We start from the raw sequence: 16712 nt of genomic DNA on the forward strand, positions 1-16712 counted from the left end.
GACCCCTGAGGATCACTGGAATGGATGCATTTGGCGTGCCAAAAATAAAAGATAGCCATTACATCGACAAAACGTGTGGTTTTAACGGACTCGCCCAGCTACAATGAGGGCACAATTGCATAATGCAACGCATTTCGCATACGCTCGTGCAACTGAGTGAGTTATCGCTACACGCCGCGATGCGATTCTTGGAGGATACATGCCAGCACTATCACCCAGTAAACGAATATTGATGGTGGAAGATACGGCGTCGGTGGCGGCGTTATATAAATCCTACCTTAACCCCTTAGATGTGGATGTCACCATTGTAGGGACGGGTCAGGATGCGATGGCTTTTTTCGAGCAAGAAGGCGATCAGTTAGCACTGATGATCTTAGATCTACGCCTGCCGGATATGTCGGGCATTGATGTGCTTGCCAAAGTGCGCGCAGTCGCGCCCGATTTACCCGTGATTATTATGACCGCTCATGGCTCGATTGATGCCGCTGTCGATGCCATGCGTCATGGTGCCAATGACTTTTTGATCAAGCCTTGTGAAGCCGATCAGTTGCGTGTCACCGTCAATAAGTCGCTCAAACCCAAGCCGAGTCATCCGGGGAAAGCGACTAAACAGGAAAGTGAATACCACGGGTTTATTGGTCGCAGTCTGCCGATGCAGGCGGTGTACCGTGTGATCGAATCGGCTGCGCCCAGTAAAGCCACGGTGTTTATTACCGGTGAAAGCGGGACCGGTAAAGAGGTATGCGCAGAAGCGATTCATGCTGCCAGTACGCGAAGTAACAAGCCAATTATTGCACTGAATTGCGCGGCTATCCCGAAAGATTTGATTGAAAGTGAGTTATTTGGTCATGTGAAAGGAGCCTTTACTGGCGCTGCGTCCGAGCGTGAAGGGGCCGCAGAAATGGCCAATGGTGGCACCTTGTTCTTGGATGAAATTTGCGAAATGGACATGGATTTGCAATCCAAACTGCTACGTTTCATTCAAACGGGGAGTTTTCAAAAAGTCGGCTCCTCGCAAGTGAAGTCGGTGGATGTCCGGTTTGTCTGTGCCACTAACCGCGATCCCTGGCTCCAAGTACAGCAGGGGAAATTCCGGGAAGATCTCTACTACCGCTTGCACGTTATTCCACTCGAGTTGCCGCCTTTAAGAGAGCGTGGAGACGATGTGATTGCCATTGCCAACGCCTTACTCGCGCTGTTTTCCGCTGAAGAAGGCAAAGATTTTTGTCGTTTTAGTGACGAAGTGACCACTCAGCTCCTTCGATACGACTGGCCAGGCAATGTTCGGCAGCTGCAAAACGTGATCCGTAACATAGTGGTGTTGCATAACGGCGAAGAAGTCAGCAAAGAGATGCTACCATCGCCAGTCGCTCGCGTTTCTGGTGCTGAAATTGCATCTACAGGGGATAACACGCGATCGGAAGCGGCGAACAGCGCATCAGCAACTCACGAGCCCGTCAAGCCAGCATCGCCAGCGGTGATGAAAGCCGATATAGAACCATTATGGAAAACGGAAAAACGTGCTATTGAAGTCGCGATCGACGTGTGTAATGGCAATATCCCGCAAGCGGCGGGGTTACTTGAAGTTAGCCCTTCAACCTTGTACCGAAAACTACAAGCTTGGCAAAAATCTGCGGCGCATGAATGATAGGAATGGATGTATGGCCACCACAGTAAATACTGAAACATTACGTCGACTGAAATCAGAAGTAGGCGAGGATACGGTGACGGTTTTGCTCACTGTATTTAGCGACGAGCTATCGCAATACCATTCTCAATTGTCTGGTTCGCCATCGATCGAGCAAGTTCGTGAGATCAGCCATGCGATCAAAAGCAGTGCTGCCAGTTTTGGTGCGGATGATCTGGCCGAGATGGCGCGTGAGTGTGAATCACGCGTCAAGCAAGGGCAACAGGAGTGGATGACACATCATTTAGATGAGCTGACCGAGATGTTACGAGGAACGGCCTCTACCTACCGAGAAATGGCCGTCGAGCAAAACTTCATCAACAGCTTGACGTAGTTTATCCCTGTCATGACGCCAATGATGATTTGAGGAGGCCAAGCTGGCCTCTTTTTGTTGGTAACATGTGGCGAGCTGCGACGCATTTTGTTCTCCGATCACAATGTCGATTTCTTTCCCACCCATTGCACGCTCGCACCAAGCAAGCATAGTGGCTAATGACATGTCACCCGCCGGCCCGATTTCCTTGCCAAGGTTTCTAATAAACGCCAGTTTAGCCTGTGTATGTTTCAACGCACGACTGAGTTCGGGGACGAGCAGCGGCGGCATTACACTGGTTAAAAAACTGCCAGGGCCGAGCAAAATCAAGTCAGCCTGCTCGATAGCCTCAATGGCTTCGCGGGTCGCGGGGACGGTTGGGGACAAAAAGAGACGCGTCGGGGGAGCGCTTAGCTCATCAATGTGTGTTTCCCCCGACACCGTCTCACCCTCTGGCGTTAACGCGGCAAGCTCAGCAGGGTGCTCGGACATCGGCAGTAAATTAGGGCGGATATCTAGCAGATCGCGAATAAGTTGGATGGCTTCAAGCGGACGGACTGAGAGGTTATCCAGTGCCGTAAGGATCAGGTTGCCTAAATTATGCCCGTTCAGCTCACCTTTCCCTTTAAAGCGATATTCAAACAGCATGGAGCCGACCGAGGGCTCGGTGATTAATTGGTTGAGGCAGTTACGAATGTCGCCCCAGGCTATCCCACCTTGGCATGCACGGATACGGCCAGTGGATCCCCCATTATCGGTTGTGGTGACAATGCCTGTTACCTGCTCGCCATATATTCCCAATGCCGATAAGACGCGCCCCAGACCATGCCCGCCACCGATCGCGACGATACGTTGTGAATGTTGATCTGAAACCTGTTGGATCATTGCGTCGTTTCCTGAGAAAAAATCAATGTGCCTAGTTTACCTGAAGCTCAAGCGACTAGGTATTTACCGGAGCAGTAAAGTGTGAGCAAGTCAGGAAAGTGGGACCAAAGGGTGAAGGCAAAAAAAAGAGGTAACGCGTCGCGTTACCTCGCCCAATCAAGCAGATGTATAAAAAGGGCAAATAGCAAGGCAGCAATAAAAACGGTTTAATGGGGATCTTGCATCATGCTCAACAGATAATCCCGTGTGGCGACACAGGAGCTGTTCGCCATTAACTGTTGTTTTTCCCCGGTGGGGAGCGGCAGCAGCTCTAACCAGCGCTGGCATAACCACGCCAAATTGGAGAACTCGGTCTCTCGGTGCATTTGTTGTAGTTCAGGGTAGCGCTCAAACATCGACTGTAAGCGCTCCACGAGAGGCTCGCTTTGTTTGTCGACGTGGCAATCAGGCCACCGAGGTAATGCGTTGACCGAGGCAAACAAGATGTGGTTGTGCTGCTGGTTAAACGCATGAATCGCAAAGCGTGCGGTTCCCCGTGCCGTGATCACTAAGCAGCCATCTTCTTGGCTTCGGGTATAGTCCTCAATTTCTATAAAGGTGCCAATATCCACGTGAGAGCGCTGGGCTTGTGTTTCCGCCATACACACTCCGATAGGGAGTCCATGCTTTAACGCGAATACGAGTGTGTCTAACGAGTCGCCTGCTGGGATCCGAAGAGGTATCCGGCCCCCGGGCAAGATGTGACGATCATTAAACAAAATTGGTGTGGATTGTCCCATGTGACACCCCCTGACAAGCAATGGCGTTGGTCTAGTAATCTAGATATTGCAAAAGGGGTGCCTACTTTTTGAAACGCCCGTATACCAGCGGTTCGGCATGGTGATGTCGCGATTGCGTAGCGCTTGAGGGCGAGAACTCGCAATTTGCAACGCAAATCCGCTCGCGATAACGCATTGTGCAAACGCTAACTTGCTCGCGTTGCGGTCGCCCGTGAGTAGGATTACGCCCTGACTCGTCGTCAGCATCGCGATATAAAGACAAAAAAATAGCCTCCATTTGGAGGCTATTAAAGAGGTGTTTTTAACATCAACACCGCGTTAGCGGTTAACCTGTGGTTTTTTTCCTTTATTTGGGTTGTAACCATGGCGAACGCGTGCGCATAAAGGGCGCGAGGTTGAGCTTTGTGGTCTCATAGTCTTGCTTTTTACTCTCTTGTCGGAAGAAAAATTAGGTTGATGATCGGGAACAGCTCATCAACAACACAATGATGGGGGATAGAGCGCCGAATAACAACATCGTTTGTTTAAAAAAGCGTCAATATTGGTATTTCGTCTAAACAGCCGCTTATTATCAGCAAATGTTATTAAACTAAGGCAAGAGCGGGCCGATATCCGCTATGGCTCTGGGTTGAGACGTCGAGATGTTGTGGAGGCGAAGATGTTTGGCGTGCCTTTTCGGCAATATTTTGCTTTATTGACGATGAGGGTGTAGCTTAAAAATTGCACAAGCGGTTTGTACTGGCGTAACAGCCGAGTGGACTCGGTCGTTGTTCTGCGAGTGACTGTGCCAAATACTGATGAGTTCAGGAGGACACAATGAAACACAAGCGCTATAGCAACAAGAAAATCAAAGAAATGCTTAACGAGGTCATGCCAGAAATGGAAAAAGCACGTGAGGACAACCGTGTTCTGCGCGATCAGGCGAATGATCGTTCATCCGATAGTGGCCCCATTTTTAGTCCCGACGATGCCAAAAAATAGTGGTTTATAGAACAAAGCCAGCCTGCGAAGCTGGCTTTGTTGCGACATTATCACCATTCAAGCCTACCGAAGCAGCCGTTTCTACGTTCTCCCTCCGTTCGACATCCGTGCCTGATCCTCGCATCTATTCGCGGTGAGCGTTTCCTCTGACAGACACCATTACCGCTTATTCAATTCAGATTTTGTGACCGTGATAGCTGTCTGACATCACGTGCATGTGTTTCTGTTGAGTTTTTTTGACAAATAACGTTTAGTATCGGCTTTACAATTAAGTAACATTTGACGCATATTGGCAGTCAAAGTCACTGAGATTGCGAAGATAGAGAGAGGCTTGTGTGTTTTTTCGACCGCAAGCTAGTTCAGCATTAGTGCCAATGCCCCCAGATTCAGTATAAATAGCAATTTGTTCCGTATTTTGTTTCTTGTGGTGAATAAAGCGCTAATGCGGCCTCGTCTTACCAGCTTGAAATTCCTTTATGCGACTTTTAAGTAGTGAAAGATGAGTTTTTAATCTCATTCTATGGCAAAATACTTCAGATTTATGGCAAAACACAGCGTTGCTTGGTAATGTTTTGCCTCTAATCGCGCAGCGAGGCGTAGTACATCTTTTTAGATTGTGCAAAACGGATTCCCCCGCCACGTGGCGTCGATTGTCATGGATGCAATAGCGATTGTTATGGAGTTACACGATGAAGCTAAACACGATCACCCGAACCCTCTTTATGGGCGCTGGCCTTTCTCTGGCTCTAGCAGGATGCAGCGAACCAGAGCAAAAACAGACCTCTCAATCTAACCCTGAAACCAAACAACAAGCCGAGTCCGCGACAGGCGAGCCGCAACTGGCGGCAGAGCAAGAGCTCGTGCGTGGTAACGGTGCCGAAGTGGCGTCGTTGGATCCACATAAAACTCAAGGCGTGCCTGAGTCGCATGTTATTCGTGACCTGCTAGAAGGCTTGGTCAACCAGGATGCAGACGGCAATGTTATCCCTGGCGTCGCTTTGCGCTGGGAAAACGAAGACAACAAGGTGTTTACCTTTTATCTCCGTGAAGACGCCAAATGGTCTAACGGTGATCCTGTTACTGCGCAAGATTTTGAGTACAGCTTTAAGCGCGTGGCTGATCCGATGACAGCGTCACCTTACTCTTGGTACCTTGGCTACACCCACATGGAGAATGCCAAAGCCATTATTAAAGGTGACAAAGATAAAGACACATTGGGCGTTGAAGCGCTGGACGATCACACCCTTCAGGTAACGTTAGATACCGCCGTGCCTTACCTGGTGAAGATGATGGGCCACACCACCATGAAGCCGGTGCATAAAGAAACGGTAGAAGAATATGGCGATCAGTGGACCAAGCCTGAAAACTTCGTCGGTAATGGTGCGTATGTGGTCGACGAATGGGTGATAAACGAGCGCCTTGTATTAACGCGTAATGAGCAATATTGGGACAATGAAAATACCACGCTCGATAAAGTGACCTATTTGCCGATTGAAAACCAAGTATCGGAAATGAACCGCTACTTGGCGGGCGAAATCGACATGACGTATGAGATCCCTAACGAGCATTTCCGTCGTCTTAAAAAGGAACATCCTGAGGATCTTTCAATCGTCGGCAACCTGTGTAGCTATTACTACATCTTCAATACCAAGCGTGAACCTTTTGATGATGTCCGTGTGCGTAAAGCCTTATCTTACGCGATTGACCGTAACGTGGTCACTGATGCTTTGCTGGGTCAGGGACAAAAGCCGGCGTACTTCTTGACGCCTGAAATCACTGCTGGATTTGATCCTGAGCTGCCAGCGTACGCCAAGATGACACAAGAAGAGCGTGATGCAGAGGCCAAGCGTCTGCTCAAAGAAGCTGGGTTCGGTGAAAATAATCCGCTCGACTTCTCACTGCTTTATAACACCAGCGAAAACCACAAAAAGCTTGCCGTCGCAATCGGTCAAATGTGGAAAGACAAGCTGGGTGTGGATGTTGCACTTAATAACCAAGAGTGGAAAACCTACCTGAACACCAAAGATGAGGGGAACTTTGATGTGGCACGTGCCGGTTGGTGCGGTGATTACAATGAAGCGTCTACCTTCCTCAGCTTGATGCGTAGCTCTAACACATCAGGTGGTGTGCATTATGACAGTCAAGCTTATGATGCCATCATGGAAAAGGCCATGACCACCACAGACGACGACAAGCGCACACAACTGTACTTGGATGCGGAAGCCCAGATGGCAAAAGACATGCCGATTGCGCCGATTTACCAGTATGTAAAAGCGCGTCTGCTTAGCCCACAAGTCGGTGGCTTCCCTGCCAATAACGCCGAAGAGAAGATCTACTCAAAAGATCTTTATATCAAGGCGGAGTAACGCCTGATTCACAGCTGATAAGGGAGCTGCATCATGCAGTTCCCTTGGCCAGTTGTCGCTATGTAGGTATCGCCTAGGTAGCGGACGCTGTGAGGCTCAAAACGAAACGGTACAGTTATGTTGAAATTTATCGCCAAGCGCCTTTTGGAAGCTATTCCAACCTTGTTGGTCTTAATTACTATCTCTTTTTTCTTGATGCGGTTTGCGCCAGGCAACCCTTTTTCAAGCGAACGTCCATTGCCCCCTGCCGTAATGGAAAACATTAATGCCAAATACGGCCTCGATAAGCCTGTGTTTGAGCAATACACCACCTATTTGGGCAATATCCTACAAGGGGATTTTGGTCCCTCATTCAAGTATGTGGACTACTCGGTGAACGAGTTGATCGCGGGCTCACTCCCCGTATCAGCGCAAATTGGTGCGGTCGCATTTATCTTCACACTCTTATTCGGCGTGACGATTGGCACCATTGCTGCGCTCAAACAAAACACCTGGATTGACTACACCATCATGTCCACGGCGATGTTAGGGGTGGTGATGCCATCCTTTGTGCTCGCGCCAGTGCTGATTTATATCTTCGCCATTAATCTTGGTTGGTTCCCCGCCGGTGGCTGGCAAGGCGGTGGTTGGCAATTCATGGTGTTGCCAATGATCGGTATGTCCTTGCTGTATGTGGCCACATTTGCGCGTGTGACCCGCGGTAGCATGATCGAAACTCTAAACAGTAACTTTATTCGCACCGCGCGTGCCAAAGGGCTCAGTTACCCTAAGATTATTGTTAAACATGCGCTCAAGCCTGCGATGCTACCGGTTGTGTCCTACATGGGACCCGCGTTTGTGGGCATTATTACTGGGTCGGTGGTGATCGAAACCATTTTCGGCTTGCCTGGTATCGGTAAGCTGTTTGTGAACGCCGCGTTTAACCGTGATTATTCATTAGTGCTTGGCTGTACCATTTTGATCGGTACGCTGACCATTCTTTTCAACGCGATCGTCGATATCCTGCTGGCGTATATCGATCCTAAGATTCGTTACTAGGGGTGACATGATGCTGACGAAAAAAGAAAACATTGACGCCCTCGAAAACTTTGCTGAAGAAGTCGATGTCAAGGGGCGTAGCCTTTGGCAGGATGCGGCGATTCGTTTTAAACGAAACCGTGCCGCGATGGCGAGCTTGGTGATTCTGGTATTGATTGGTTTGAGCGTGATCCTTGGGCCGTATATCAGTGCCTACGCGTTTGACGCGACCGATTGGTATGCCATTCATGCGGCGCCTTCATTGGGCGTAGACGGACATTGGTTTGGTACCGATGCGTTAGGCCGAGATCTCTTTACTCGCACCATGATGGGCGGGCGTATATCGATCATGGTAGGCGTCATGGGCGCCTTTGTCGCCGTCTTGATTGGTACCTTATATGGTGCCACATCAGGCTTTATTGGCGGCCGCACCGATGCGGTGATGATGCGCTTGGTGGAAATCCTCCAATCGATTCCGTTCATGTTCTTCGTGATTGTATTGGTAACCTTCTTTGGCCGTAATATCGTGCTGATCTTCGTGGCCATTGGCTGTATTGCTTGGCTAGACATGGCACGTATTGTGCGCGGTCAAACACTCAGCTTACGCAGCAAGGAGTTTGTCGAAGCCGCGCACGTTTCAGGGGTGAGCACGCGCCATATCATTACGCGCCATATCGTGCCAAACGTACTTGGGATTGTTGCGGTTTACTCGACCTTACTAGTGCCGAACATGATCTTGTTTGAGTCTTTCTTGAGTTTCTTGGGCTTAGGTGTGCAAGAGCCAATGACCAGTTGGGGCGCCTTACTACAAGAAGGCTCGCAAACGATGGAAATTGCGATTTGGCAGCTACTGTTCCCTGCCGCCTTTATGGTCATGACATTGTTCTGTTTTAACTATGTCGGCGATGGGCTTCGTGATGCCTTGGATCCAAAAGACAGATAAGCGACGTTTTTTGTCATCGTAAAAAACGCAATAATATGAAAAGCGCAGGTTTATTTCCTGCGCTTTTTTGTTACTGTTAAATGCGTGTTTCAAGGATGAGAATCGATAGCAGTGGTGGCTGTCGATAGAGTGACAAAGGAGCTGTCATGCGATCCCTCTCAATTCAATGGAAGGTCACCCTCGTGGCCAGTTTGTGCGTTGCTGTGACCGCGGTGACGTTATTAACCTTCTCAACCTACGTTAATAACCAGTTTCAGCAAACGGTCGGTCAAGCGAGTACCCAAACGCTGCGTAGTGCTGCTCAACGTCTTGCGACCAGTCAAGCCCAAGTTCAAGCGACCCATGTGCAACGTTCTTTAGATGAGGCGGTGTACCGCGCGCAAATGCTGGCGCAAAGTGTGGTGTACCTACAGTATAACGCTGAGCAAAACTTTACCGACAGTGGCGAACTTCGCGGCTCAATCAATGAGCTGGTGCGTCGCTCAGTGGAGAACTTCGATACGGTTCAAGCTGCGTTCGTGGTGTTTAAACCCAATGCGCTTGACCAAGAAGATGACTTTTATCAGCTCGATACAGAACGGGGCGCGAATGCCGCAGGACGTTTTGCCAGCCGCTGGCAAAAGCGGGATGGCGAGCTGCAAGGTACCGTGCTGAGCGAGAAGCAAATTAACAACGGCAATAAAAATGGCAATGGGCAAGCGGCGAATCATTGGTATCAGTGCCCATTGAACCAAGGCGCAGCTTGTGTATCTGCGCCCAAACAAGCGGGCAGTAGCCTGAGTGTCACCATTTCCTCACCGCTGATGCGCGACGGACAAGTGCTGGGGGTACTAGGCATTGATATTGCGCTTGGCGGGTTACAGTCAGTGATCTCAGAGGCGGATAAAGCCCTATTTGACGGCGCTGGCAATGTCAGTGTATTGAGCCAAGGTGGCCGTTTAGTGGCGTCTGATAACGCCCAAGTGAGCGGCGGCACTGTCGACGATTTATCCACCAGCCCTGATGCGATGAGCTCCTGGCTGATGCAGGGACAGCCACAGACCGTGTGGGAAAAAAGCCAGTTGATGACCTACGTGCCGATTGCCTTGCCAGGCACCACGTGGGGAGCTCTTATCACCTTGCCGGAAGATGTCTTGCTCTCTGAGGCAAACCAATTAAGCCAACAAATTACCGCGCAACGCAGTCAAGCCGCGTGGACAGAACGTAGCTTAGGGGTTGTGGCAACCCTGCTTGCCTTGGTTATCGCCGGATTAGCGGCGCGCCAAATCGTTAAACCCCTGAAGCTACTGGCGGAAAGACTGGCAGAGATTGCCGACGGCGATGGCGATCTCACGCAGCGTATCCAGCTTAAAAATCGTGATGAAATTGGGGTACTGGCGGGGCGCTTTAACCGCTTCCTCGATAAGCTTCAGCCTATTATGGCGAATGTGATTAATAGCGTTGAAGAAGCGGAACATACAGCCAAGGAAGCCGCACGCGTGGCCGTGCAAACCCGAGATGGTAGCCGTGAACAAGTATCAAGCTTGGATGCAGTAGCGACAGCATCCGAAGAGATGACGCAAACCGCCTCACAGGTTGCCAGTCATACCGAATCGGCGCTAACTGCGGCCACCGCGGTGAATACAGCGACGGAGAAGGGTGAAAAAATTGTGACTGGTTCGTCGCAAGCGATGACGCGTTTGGTGGAGACGCTGAATGGCGCGACCCACGATGCGCAAACCTTACAAAAGAGTAGTCAGGATATCACCGAGATCCTGACGGTGATTGACACCATGTCAGAGCAAACCAACTTACTTGCGTTAAATGCGGCGATTGAAGCGGCGCGTGCGGGTGAGCAAGGGCGCGGGTTTGCGGTGGTCGCTGACGAAGTCCGTGAACTATCACAGCGTACTAACCAGTCAATCACCCAGATCCGTACCGTGATTGATTCGTTGCAGTCGGGGGCAGAGTCAGTGGTAGCAGCGATTCATGAAGGGAATCAGTTAGCGGATGACACCGCTGAAAAGGTGCAAGAGACGGTGGCGAGCTTGGACCAGATTCGTACCGCGATGCAAGACATGATGGGGCTTAACAGTGAAATTAGCGCGGCGGCGGAGCAACAAAGCGCGGTATCAGGCGATGTGACGCAAAACGTGACCCATATTCGTGAGCGCAGCGATGAACTCTTGTCGCATGCCGAATCGGCGGCGAGTATTGCCAGCCAATTGGAGGCGCTGGCTGGCCGTCAGCGTGCTCTAACGGCCCAGTTTAAAGTCTAATCTTGGTGATGCGCGGTTACTCTGGCGCTTCCTCGAGGGGATACCAGTAGCCGCGATTGACCCACAGCGTCAGCATCGGCCAAAACAGGCTATGGTCGGCGGCATCGCCGAGGATTTCCCAATCAATAAAGCGTTGATTGCATAACGCTGGGGTGAGTGACTCACATCCTGTGGGTAAATCAAAGCTTTCACCCAGCATAAAAATCATTTCAGGCTGGTCTGGGTGATAAAACGCACGCAACCCACTGAGTTTTTCCAGACAAAGCCCGTCTTGCATCGCGGCTTTGAGACTATCCGGTTGCCACTGTGGATCGGGGCTGAGTAAGTCGAGCTCATGCCGGGCTTGAGAGAGAAACTCGCCAATCCAGCGCTTTTTGCGGGTCTCGTCGTGCATGAGTGCGATCATCATCTCGTTCATTTGCGCGAGATGTTGTGGATCCAATGCCGCAGGCGCATCGGCTTGCGCTGGCATGGCTGGCCAATGGAAATGATTGTCTCCGGCTTCGTCGACAATCACTTGGTCAGCATAACTGCTCAGTAGCTCGCGGGCTTTTGGTGAGCGATAGCCAATCGAGTAGCTGAGCGAGGGCTCCAGCGTATCGCCTTCGTGTGGAAAGCCTGGCGGGATATAAAGAATATCGCCTGGTTCTAGCTCCACATCGATAATGGCGTCAAAGCCGGTGATCTGCTTGAGCCCGGTGTCTAAGTTAGCTTCTTGGTAATCACCTTTTGGCCCCACACGCCAACGGCGACGCCCTTGGCCTTGCACAATAAACACATCATACTGATCAATATGAGGCCCAACGCCGCCCTGAGGCTGGGAATAACACACCATGACATCATCAAATAGCCACTGTGGTAGCGAGGTAAATGCCTCAGCGAGATCACGCACGCCTGGGTGCCAGTGGTTAGCGGCTTGTACCACCAGTTGCGCATGCGTCGCTGGGAAATCATCGAAGTGCTCGAAAGGACCGTTCGCGACTTGCCACTTGCCGTTGGCTTGGGTCACGAGACGTGAGTCAATGTCTTCTTCCATCGCGAGTCCTGCGACTTCTTCAGGCTCAATGGGGTCGTTAAAATCGACTAACCCCTGGCGGATAACGGTGGGGCTTTGATGCCAATGTGTGGCCATGAATTCGGTGAGCGAGAACTGAAACTGATACATAACGACTTAGTTTACGAAATTTGCGGCAGTATAACGTGACGAGCAGGGTGGTGCGAGTGGGATAAAAAAACGGCCCCCATTATGGAGGCCGTGAGCATTGGACGCATTTTGCTTACAGTTTGTCAGTGAGCTTGACCGCATCGCCAATGTAGTTAGCCGGTGTCATTTGCTTCAAGCGTGCTTTCTCGTGCTCAGGCAAATCAAGGCTATCAACAAAGGTACGCATCCCCTCGCCATCAACTCGTTTGCCACGTGTCAGCTCTTTGAGCTTCTCGTAGGGCTTTTCTATCCCATAACGACGCATCACGGTTTGAATAGGCTCGGCAAGGACTTCCCAGTTCTGATCCAATTCCGCTTCGAGTGCGGCTTGGTTCACCTCCAGCTTGCTGATCCCTTTAAGGGTCGACGCATAAGCAATCATGGTGTAGCCCACACCCACACCGAGGTTACGTAATACGGTGGAGTCAGTCAGGTCACGCTGCCAGCGAGAAATCGGCAACTTTTGCCCAAGGTGAGAGAAAATGGCATTGGCTAGGCCGAGGTTACCTTCCGAGTTTTCAAAATCAATCGGGTTAACCTTGTGCGGCATGGTCGATGAGCCAATTTCACCCGCGATGGTTTTTTGCTTAAAGTGGCCCAGCGCAATGTAGCCCCAGATATCACGGTCAAAATCGATCAAAATGGTGTTAAAACGCGACACGGCATCAAAAAGCTCGGCAATATAGTCATGCGGCTCAATTTGGGTGGTGTACGGGTTCCAGTCAATACCTAATGAGGTCACAAAGGCTTCGCTGTAGGCATGCCAATCGATCTCTGGATAGGCCGACAAGTGCGCATTGTAGTTACCCACAGCGCCGTTGATTTTACCTAGGATTTCGCTACTTTGAACCTGCTTGATTTGGCGCGCCATGCGGTACGCCACGTTTGCCATCTCTTTACCCATGGTCGATGGAGACGCAGGCTGACCGTGGGTGCGTGAAAGCATGGGTACGTCGCGGAATTGTTGCGACAGGTCTTTGACGGCGTCCGCCAGACGTTGCATTTCTGGCAAAATTACCGTATCGCGTGCTTCTTTTAGCATCAGTGCATGCGACAGGTTATTAATGTCTTCAGAAGTGCAGGCAAAGTGAATGAATTCACTGACTGCGTTGAGTTCTGCGTTATCGGCAATCTTTTCTTTTAGAAAATACTCAACGGCTTTGACATCATGATTGGTGGTGCGCTCAATCTCTTTAATACGTGCGGCATCTTGTTCATCAAACTCAGCAGCAATGCGGTCGAGTTGGGCATTGGCGTCATGACTAAAAACAGGCACTTCTGCGATGCTGTCTGTCGCTGCCAGTTTTTGCAGCCAACGGATTTCCACGATGGTGCGGTATTTAAGCAATCCAAATTCACTAAAAATCGATCGCAACGCAATCGTTTTCGTACCGTATCGGCCATCGACCGGTGAAACAGCAGTCAGCGCTGACAGTTCCATTTTTTGTCTCCTGAGTTCAATCTGATTAGCTTCGGGCTAGAATGAGTTTGGCCTGCTCAACCATTTGTTTGCGACCAAAGATAAGGTGCCGGCGCTTACCGCCTACTTGACGCCATAGGACAGCACTGCGGATACCGGAAAGCAAGATGGCACGCACACGGTGTTGCACGCCAGTTTGCTGTAAATGTTGTGGGTCACCAGACACTTGAATGCGCGGTCCGAGAGGACTGATCACGTCGAGATAAATGCTGGCGAGATTGCTGATCATTTGCTCATCAAGCAAATCAAAATGGCTTACTTGACGCTCAATCGTTTCAATGCGATCGCCCAGTTGTGCCATGGCATCACGGCGGCTGGACAGTTTACGCTCCAGCGCCAACAAATTAATCAGGTAGCGCATGGTTTCGCTACCATTGCGGCTATTATCGAGTTGGCCAATGAGGGTTTCTAAACCAACATGAAGGCCCGACTCACCGCCACCGGTGACATTCCCTACTTCTCCACGAAATACGTCTAGGGTAGAAGAGGGATTGGTGATGATAATGCTACTCAGGCTCGTATTTAACGCGTCTTGGTCACAATATCCATTTCGAGATACGTCTTGCACCAGTTTTGCTGCCTGACAAATGCTGGCAAAAGCCAGGGTGCGATCATAAATCGTCTCTGCCACTGATCACGGCTCCTTAAATACGTTGCTCGATAATGCCACCGCCTAGGCACACATCGCCATCGTAAAAGACAGCGGATTGCCCCGGCGTTACCGCAATTTGCGGCTCGTCGAAGATAACTTTCACTGTATCATCACCAACGGGCGTGATAGTACACGATATATCGTGTTGACGGTATCGGGTTTTTACCGTGCAACGGCGGGTCTCGGTCACAATCTCACGATCGACCCAGTGCAATTGCGCCGCGATGAGCCCTTCTGAATAGAGTCGAGGATGATCATGGCCTTGACCGACGAGCAATACATTACGCGCGACATCTTTATCGACCACATACCAAGGGGCTTCGCTACCGTTGCCCCCCTTTAAGCCACCAATCCCTAAGCCTTTGCGCTGACCCAAGGTGTGGTACATCAAACCTTGGTGTTCACCAATGACGTCGCCCTCAGTGGTTTCGATAGGGCCGGGCTGCGCGGGTAAGTACTGCGACAAAAAGTCAGTAAACTTACGCTCGCCGATAAAGCAAATGCCGGTTGAATCTTTTTTCTTCGCCGTCACCAAGCCTTGCTCTTCCGCAATTTGGCGTACCTGCGGTTTTTCTAAATCGCCCACAGGGAACAGGCTACGTGCCACCTGATCGTGGCTGAGGGTATAGAGGAAGTAGCTCTGATCTTTGTTATTGTCCAAGCCGCGCAGCATTTGCGCTTTTTCGCCTTTTTCAGGGAAGGTGCGACGGACATAATGCCCCATGGCAATATAATCGGCATCCAGCACTTCGTCGGCAAACTCGAGAAACGCCTTAAATTTGATTTCTTTGTTGCAAAGAATATCAGGGTTGGGCGTACGACCTGCTTTGTATTCGGTTAGAAAGTGCTCGAAGACATTGTCCCAGTACTCAGCGGCAAAGTTAATGGTGTGGAGCTCGATGCCAAGCTTGTCACACACATCTTGCGCATCAGCCAAGTCTTCTGCAGCAGAGCAATACTCCTCGTTGTCATCCTCTTCCCAGTTTTTCATAAACAGGCCTTCTACCTGATAACCCTGTTGTTTCAACAAGTAGGCAGAAACGGAGGAATCAACACCGCCGGACATTCCGACAATCACTTTTTTGCTGCTGTTATCTGACATGGTGATCACAAATGCTGCTATCAATAAACGGACGCTGAGTTTAACAGAATCAAATCGCCGGATACAGATGTGATAGGGCTCACATGTTAGCCGTTATCCAAAGTGAGTAGATGAGTGGGTAGATGGTCGCGTGCCCTGCGACCGATGCAGCTTATATTAATACTATTGCTATCAATGGGGGTAAGTATTTGTGATTGGGTGCCGCGCAAAGACTTGTGAACCCCTTAGGTTTATCGACCGACTCCCGCACGCAGACACGCCGTATACCCATCCCTGGGGGCTCCGCCGCGCCATCCTTGGCGCGGAGGGTCTGTGTGCGAAAATCGGACGATGGTATGTTCAGGTATTCCTAGCGCTTATCTCGTTTCTTTGACGGTGCGCGCTTGGACGAGCGAGTGCGCCCACGCGGTGCTTTCCCTTTTGCGCCTTTGGGTTTAGGGGTGAACTGCTCGAAGCCTTTCGGGGGCGCAACCTCACGCCACTGGCCCGGTTGCAAATCATCCAGCTGCCATGGGCCGAGTTGGGCGCGAATCAAGCGCAATGTCGGGTGGCCGATGTGCGCGGTCATCCGGCGTACTTGCCGATTTCGCCCCTCTTGTAGCACCACCTTTAACCAAGTGGTGGGAATGTTAGCGCGATAACGCACCGGAGGGTGGCGTTCCCAAACGGCGGGTGGTGCCATTTTGGTGACATCGGCGGGCAGGGTGAGACCATCTTTCAGTTCGACACCGTTACAGAGCGCCTGAATTGCTTCATCGCTAGGCTCGCCTTCGACTTGTACCCAATAGGTTTTGGGCGACTTGGATGAAGGCTGGGTGAGTCTGGCTTGTAAAGCGCCGTTATTGGTGAGCACCAGCAACCCCTCGCTATCTTTATCAAGTCGACCAGCCGGGTACACATCTTTTACCGATACAATGTCGGCCAATGTACTGTCGCCTGGTTCGCCACTAAACTGGGTCAACATGTTATAAGGTTTGTTAACAAGTATCACTTTTGTGGCGAGGGCGGCCGCTCGGGGAGCCTTTCCACCCTTGGCCGATGGCGC

Annotated in this window: 14 protein-coding genes; 7 read left to right on the plus strand and 7 right to left on the minus strand. The window is 50.8% G+C overall.

The window, feature by feature from the left end; translation table 11 throughout:
* Positions 1 to 199 precede the first annotated feature (199 nt).
* Both luxO and EHW58_RS07450 read left to right on the plus strand, forming a co-directional pair.
* Positions 200 to 1648 carry a quorum-sensing sigma-54 dependent transcriptional regulator LuxO gene (gene luxO / locus EHW58_RS07445; RefSeq protein ID WP_227486512.1) on the plus strand — a complete coding sequence of 483 codons (1449 nt, stop codon included), beginning with the start codon at positions 200 to 202 and terminating at the stop codon, positions 1646 to 1648.
* A gap of 13 nt (positions 1649 to 1661) precedes the next feature.
* Positions 1662 to 2021: an Hpt domain-containing protein gene (locus EHW58_RS07450; RefSeq protein ID WP_046075318.1), complete on the plus strand. Its 360-nt coding sequence runs from the start codon at positions 1662 to 1664 to the stop codon at positions 2019 to 2021.
* Here EHW58_RS07450 and yvcK read toward each other — a convergent pair.
* Positions 1953 to 2885, minus strand: a complete 933-nt coding sequence (yvcK, locus tag EHW58_RS07455; RefSeq protein ID WP_152795706.1) for a uridine diphosphate-N-acetylglucosamine-binding protein YvcK — start codon at positions 2883 to 2885, stop codon at positions 1953 to 1955. The two genes, EHW58_RS07450 and yvcK, sit on opposite strands and share 69 nt — an antisense overlap.
* 206 nt (positions 2886 to 3091) lie before the next feature.
* On the minus strand, positions 3092 to 3664 hold the full coding sequence (locus EHW58_RS07460) for an LON peptidase substrate-binding domain-containing protein (protein WP_077578076.1): 573 nt from the start codon (positions 3662 to 3664) through the stop codon (positions 3092 to 3094).
* Between the two features lie 816 nt (positions 3665 to 4480).
* Between EHW58_RS07460 and EHW58_RS15660 the strand changes: the two genes are divergently transcribed.
* From EHW58_RS15660 to EHW58_RS07480, 5 genes are all read left to right on the plus strand, one after another.
* Entirely contained in the window at positions 4481 to 4645 is a 165-nt protein-coding gene (locus EHW58_RS15660) for a hypothetical protein (protein WP_172970019.1), read from the plus strand.
* A 689-nt stretch (positions 4646 to 5334) separates the two neighbouring features.
* On the plus strand, positions 5335 to 7011 hold the full coding sequence (locus EHW58_RS07465) for an ABC transporter substrate-binding protein (RefSeq protein ID WP_152795708.1): 1677 nt from the start codon (positions 5335 to 5337) through the stop codon (positions 7009 to 7011).
* Positions 7012 to 7128: 117 nt separating this feature from the next.
* Positions 7129 to 8049: an oligopeptide ABC transporter permease OppB gene (gene oppB, locus EHW58_RS07470; RefSeq protein WP_077771405.1), complete on the plus strand. Its 921-nt coding sequence runs from the start codon at positions 7129 to 7131 to the stop codon at positions 8047 to 8049.
* 10 nt (positions 8050 to 8059) lie between these two features.
* On the plus strand, positions 8060 to 8971 hold the full coding sequence (oppC, locus tag EHW58_RS07475; protein ID WP_152795817.1) for an oligopeptide ABC transporter permease OppC: 912 nt from the start codon (positions 8060 to 8062) through the stop codon (positions 8969 to 8971).
* A gap of 146 nt (positions 8972 to 9117) precedes the next feature.
* Positions 9118 to 11229 (plus strand): methyl-accepting chemotaxis protein, encoded by a 2112-nt coding sequence (locus EHW58_RS07480; protein WP_152795710.1) that lies wholly within the window; start codon positions 9118 to 9120, stop codon positions 11227 to 11229.
* A 16-nt stretch (positions 11230 to 11245) separates the two neighbouring features.
* Here EHW58_RS07480 and EHW58_RS07485 read toward each other — a convergent pair whose 3' ends face one another.
* The 5 genes from EHW58_RS07485 to EHW58_RS07505 form a co-directional block, all read right to left on the minus strand.
* Positions 11246 to 12394, minus strand: a complete 1149-nt coding sequence (locus EHW58_RS07485; RefSeq protein ID WP_152795712.1) for a cupin domain-containing protein — start codon at positions 12392 to 12394, stop codon at positions 11246 to 11248.
* A 112-nt stretch (positions 12395 to 12506) separates the two neighbouring features.
* Complete coding sequence (gene purB / locus EHW58_RS07490; RefSeq protein WP_152795714.1) at positions 12507 to 13874, minus strand: adenylosuccinate lyase; 1368 nt, start codon at positions 13872 to 13874, stop codon at positions 12507 to 12509.
* 25 nt (positions 13875 to 13899) lie between these two features.
* Positions 13900 to 14544: a high frequency lysogenization protein HflD gene (hflD, locus tag EHW58_RS07495; RefSeq protein ID WP_046075327.1), complete on the minus strand. Its 645-nt coding sequence runs from the start codon at positions 14542 to 14544 to the stop codon at positions 13900 to 13902.
* A gap of 13 nt (positions 14545 to 14557) precedes the next feature.
* The gene (mnmA, locus tag EHW58_RS07500; RefSeq protein ID WP_152795716.1) at positions 14558 to 15667 is read right to left on the minus strand and encodes a tRNA 2-thiouridine(34) synthase MnmA; all 1110 of its coding nucleotides are present in this window, start codon (positions 15665 to 15667) and stop codon (positions 14558 to 14560) included.
* Positions 15668 to 16016: 349 nt separating this feature from the next.
* Complete coding sequence (locus tag EHW58_RS07505; protein ID WP_370517147.1) at positions 16017 to 16631, minus strand: pseudouridine synthase; 615 nt, start codon at positions 16629 to 16631, stop codon at positions 16017 to 16019.
* Between the last annotated feature and the right edge of the window lie 81 nt (positions 16632 to 16712).

The sequence above is a fragment of the Salinivibrio sp. VYel1 genome, from assembly GCF_009377945.1.
Taxonomy (GTDB): Bacteria; Pseudomonadota; Gammaproteobacteria; order Enterobacterales; family Vibrionaceae; genus Salinivibrio; species Salinivibrio siamensis.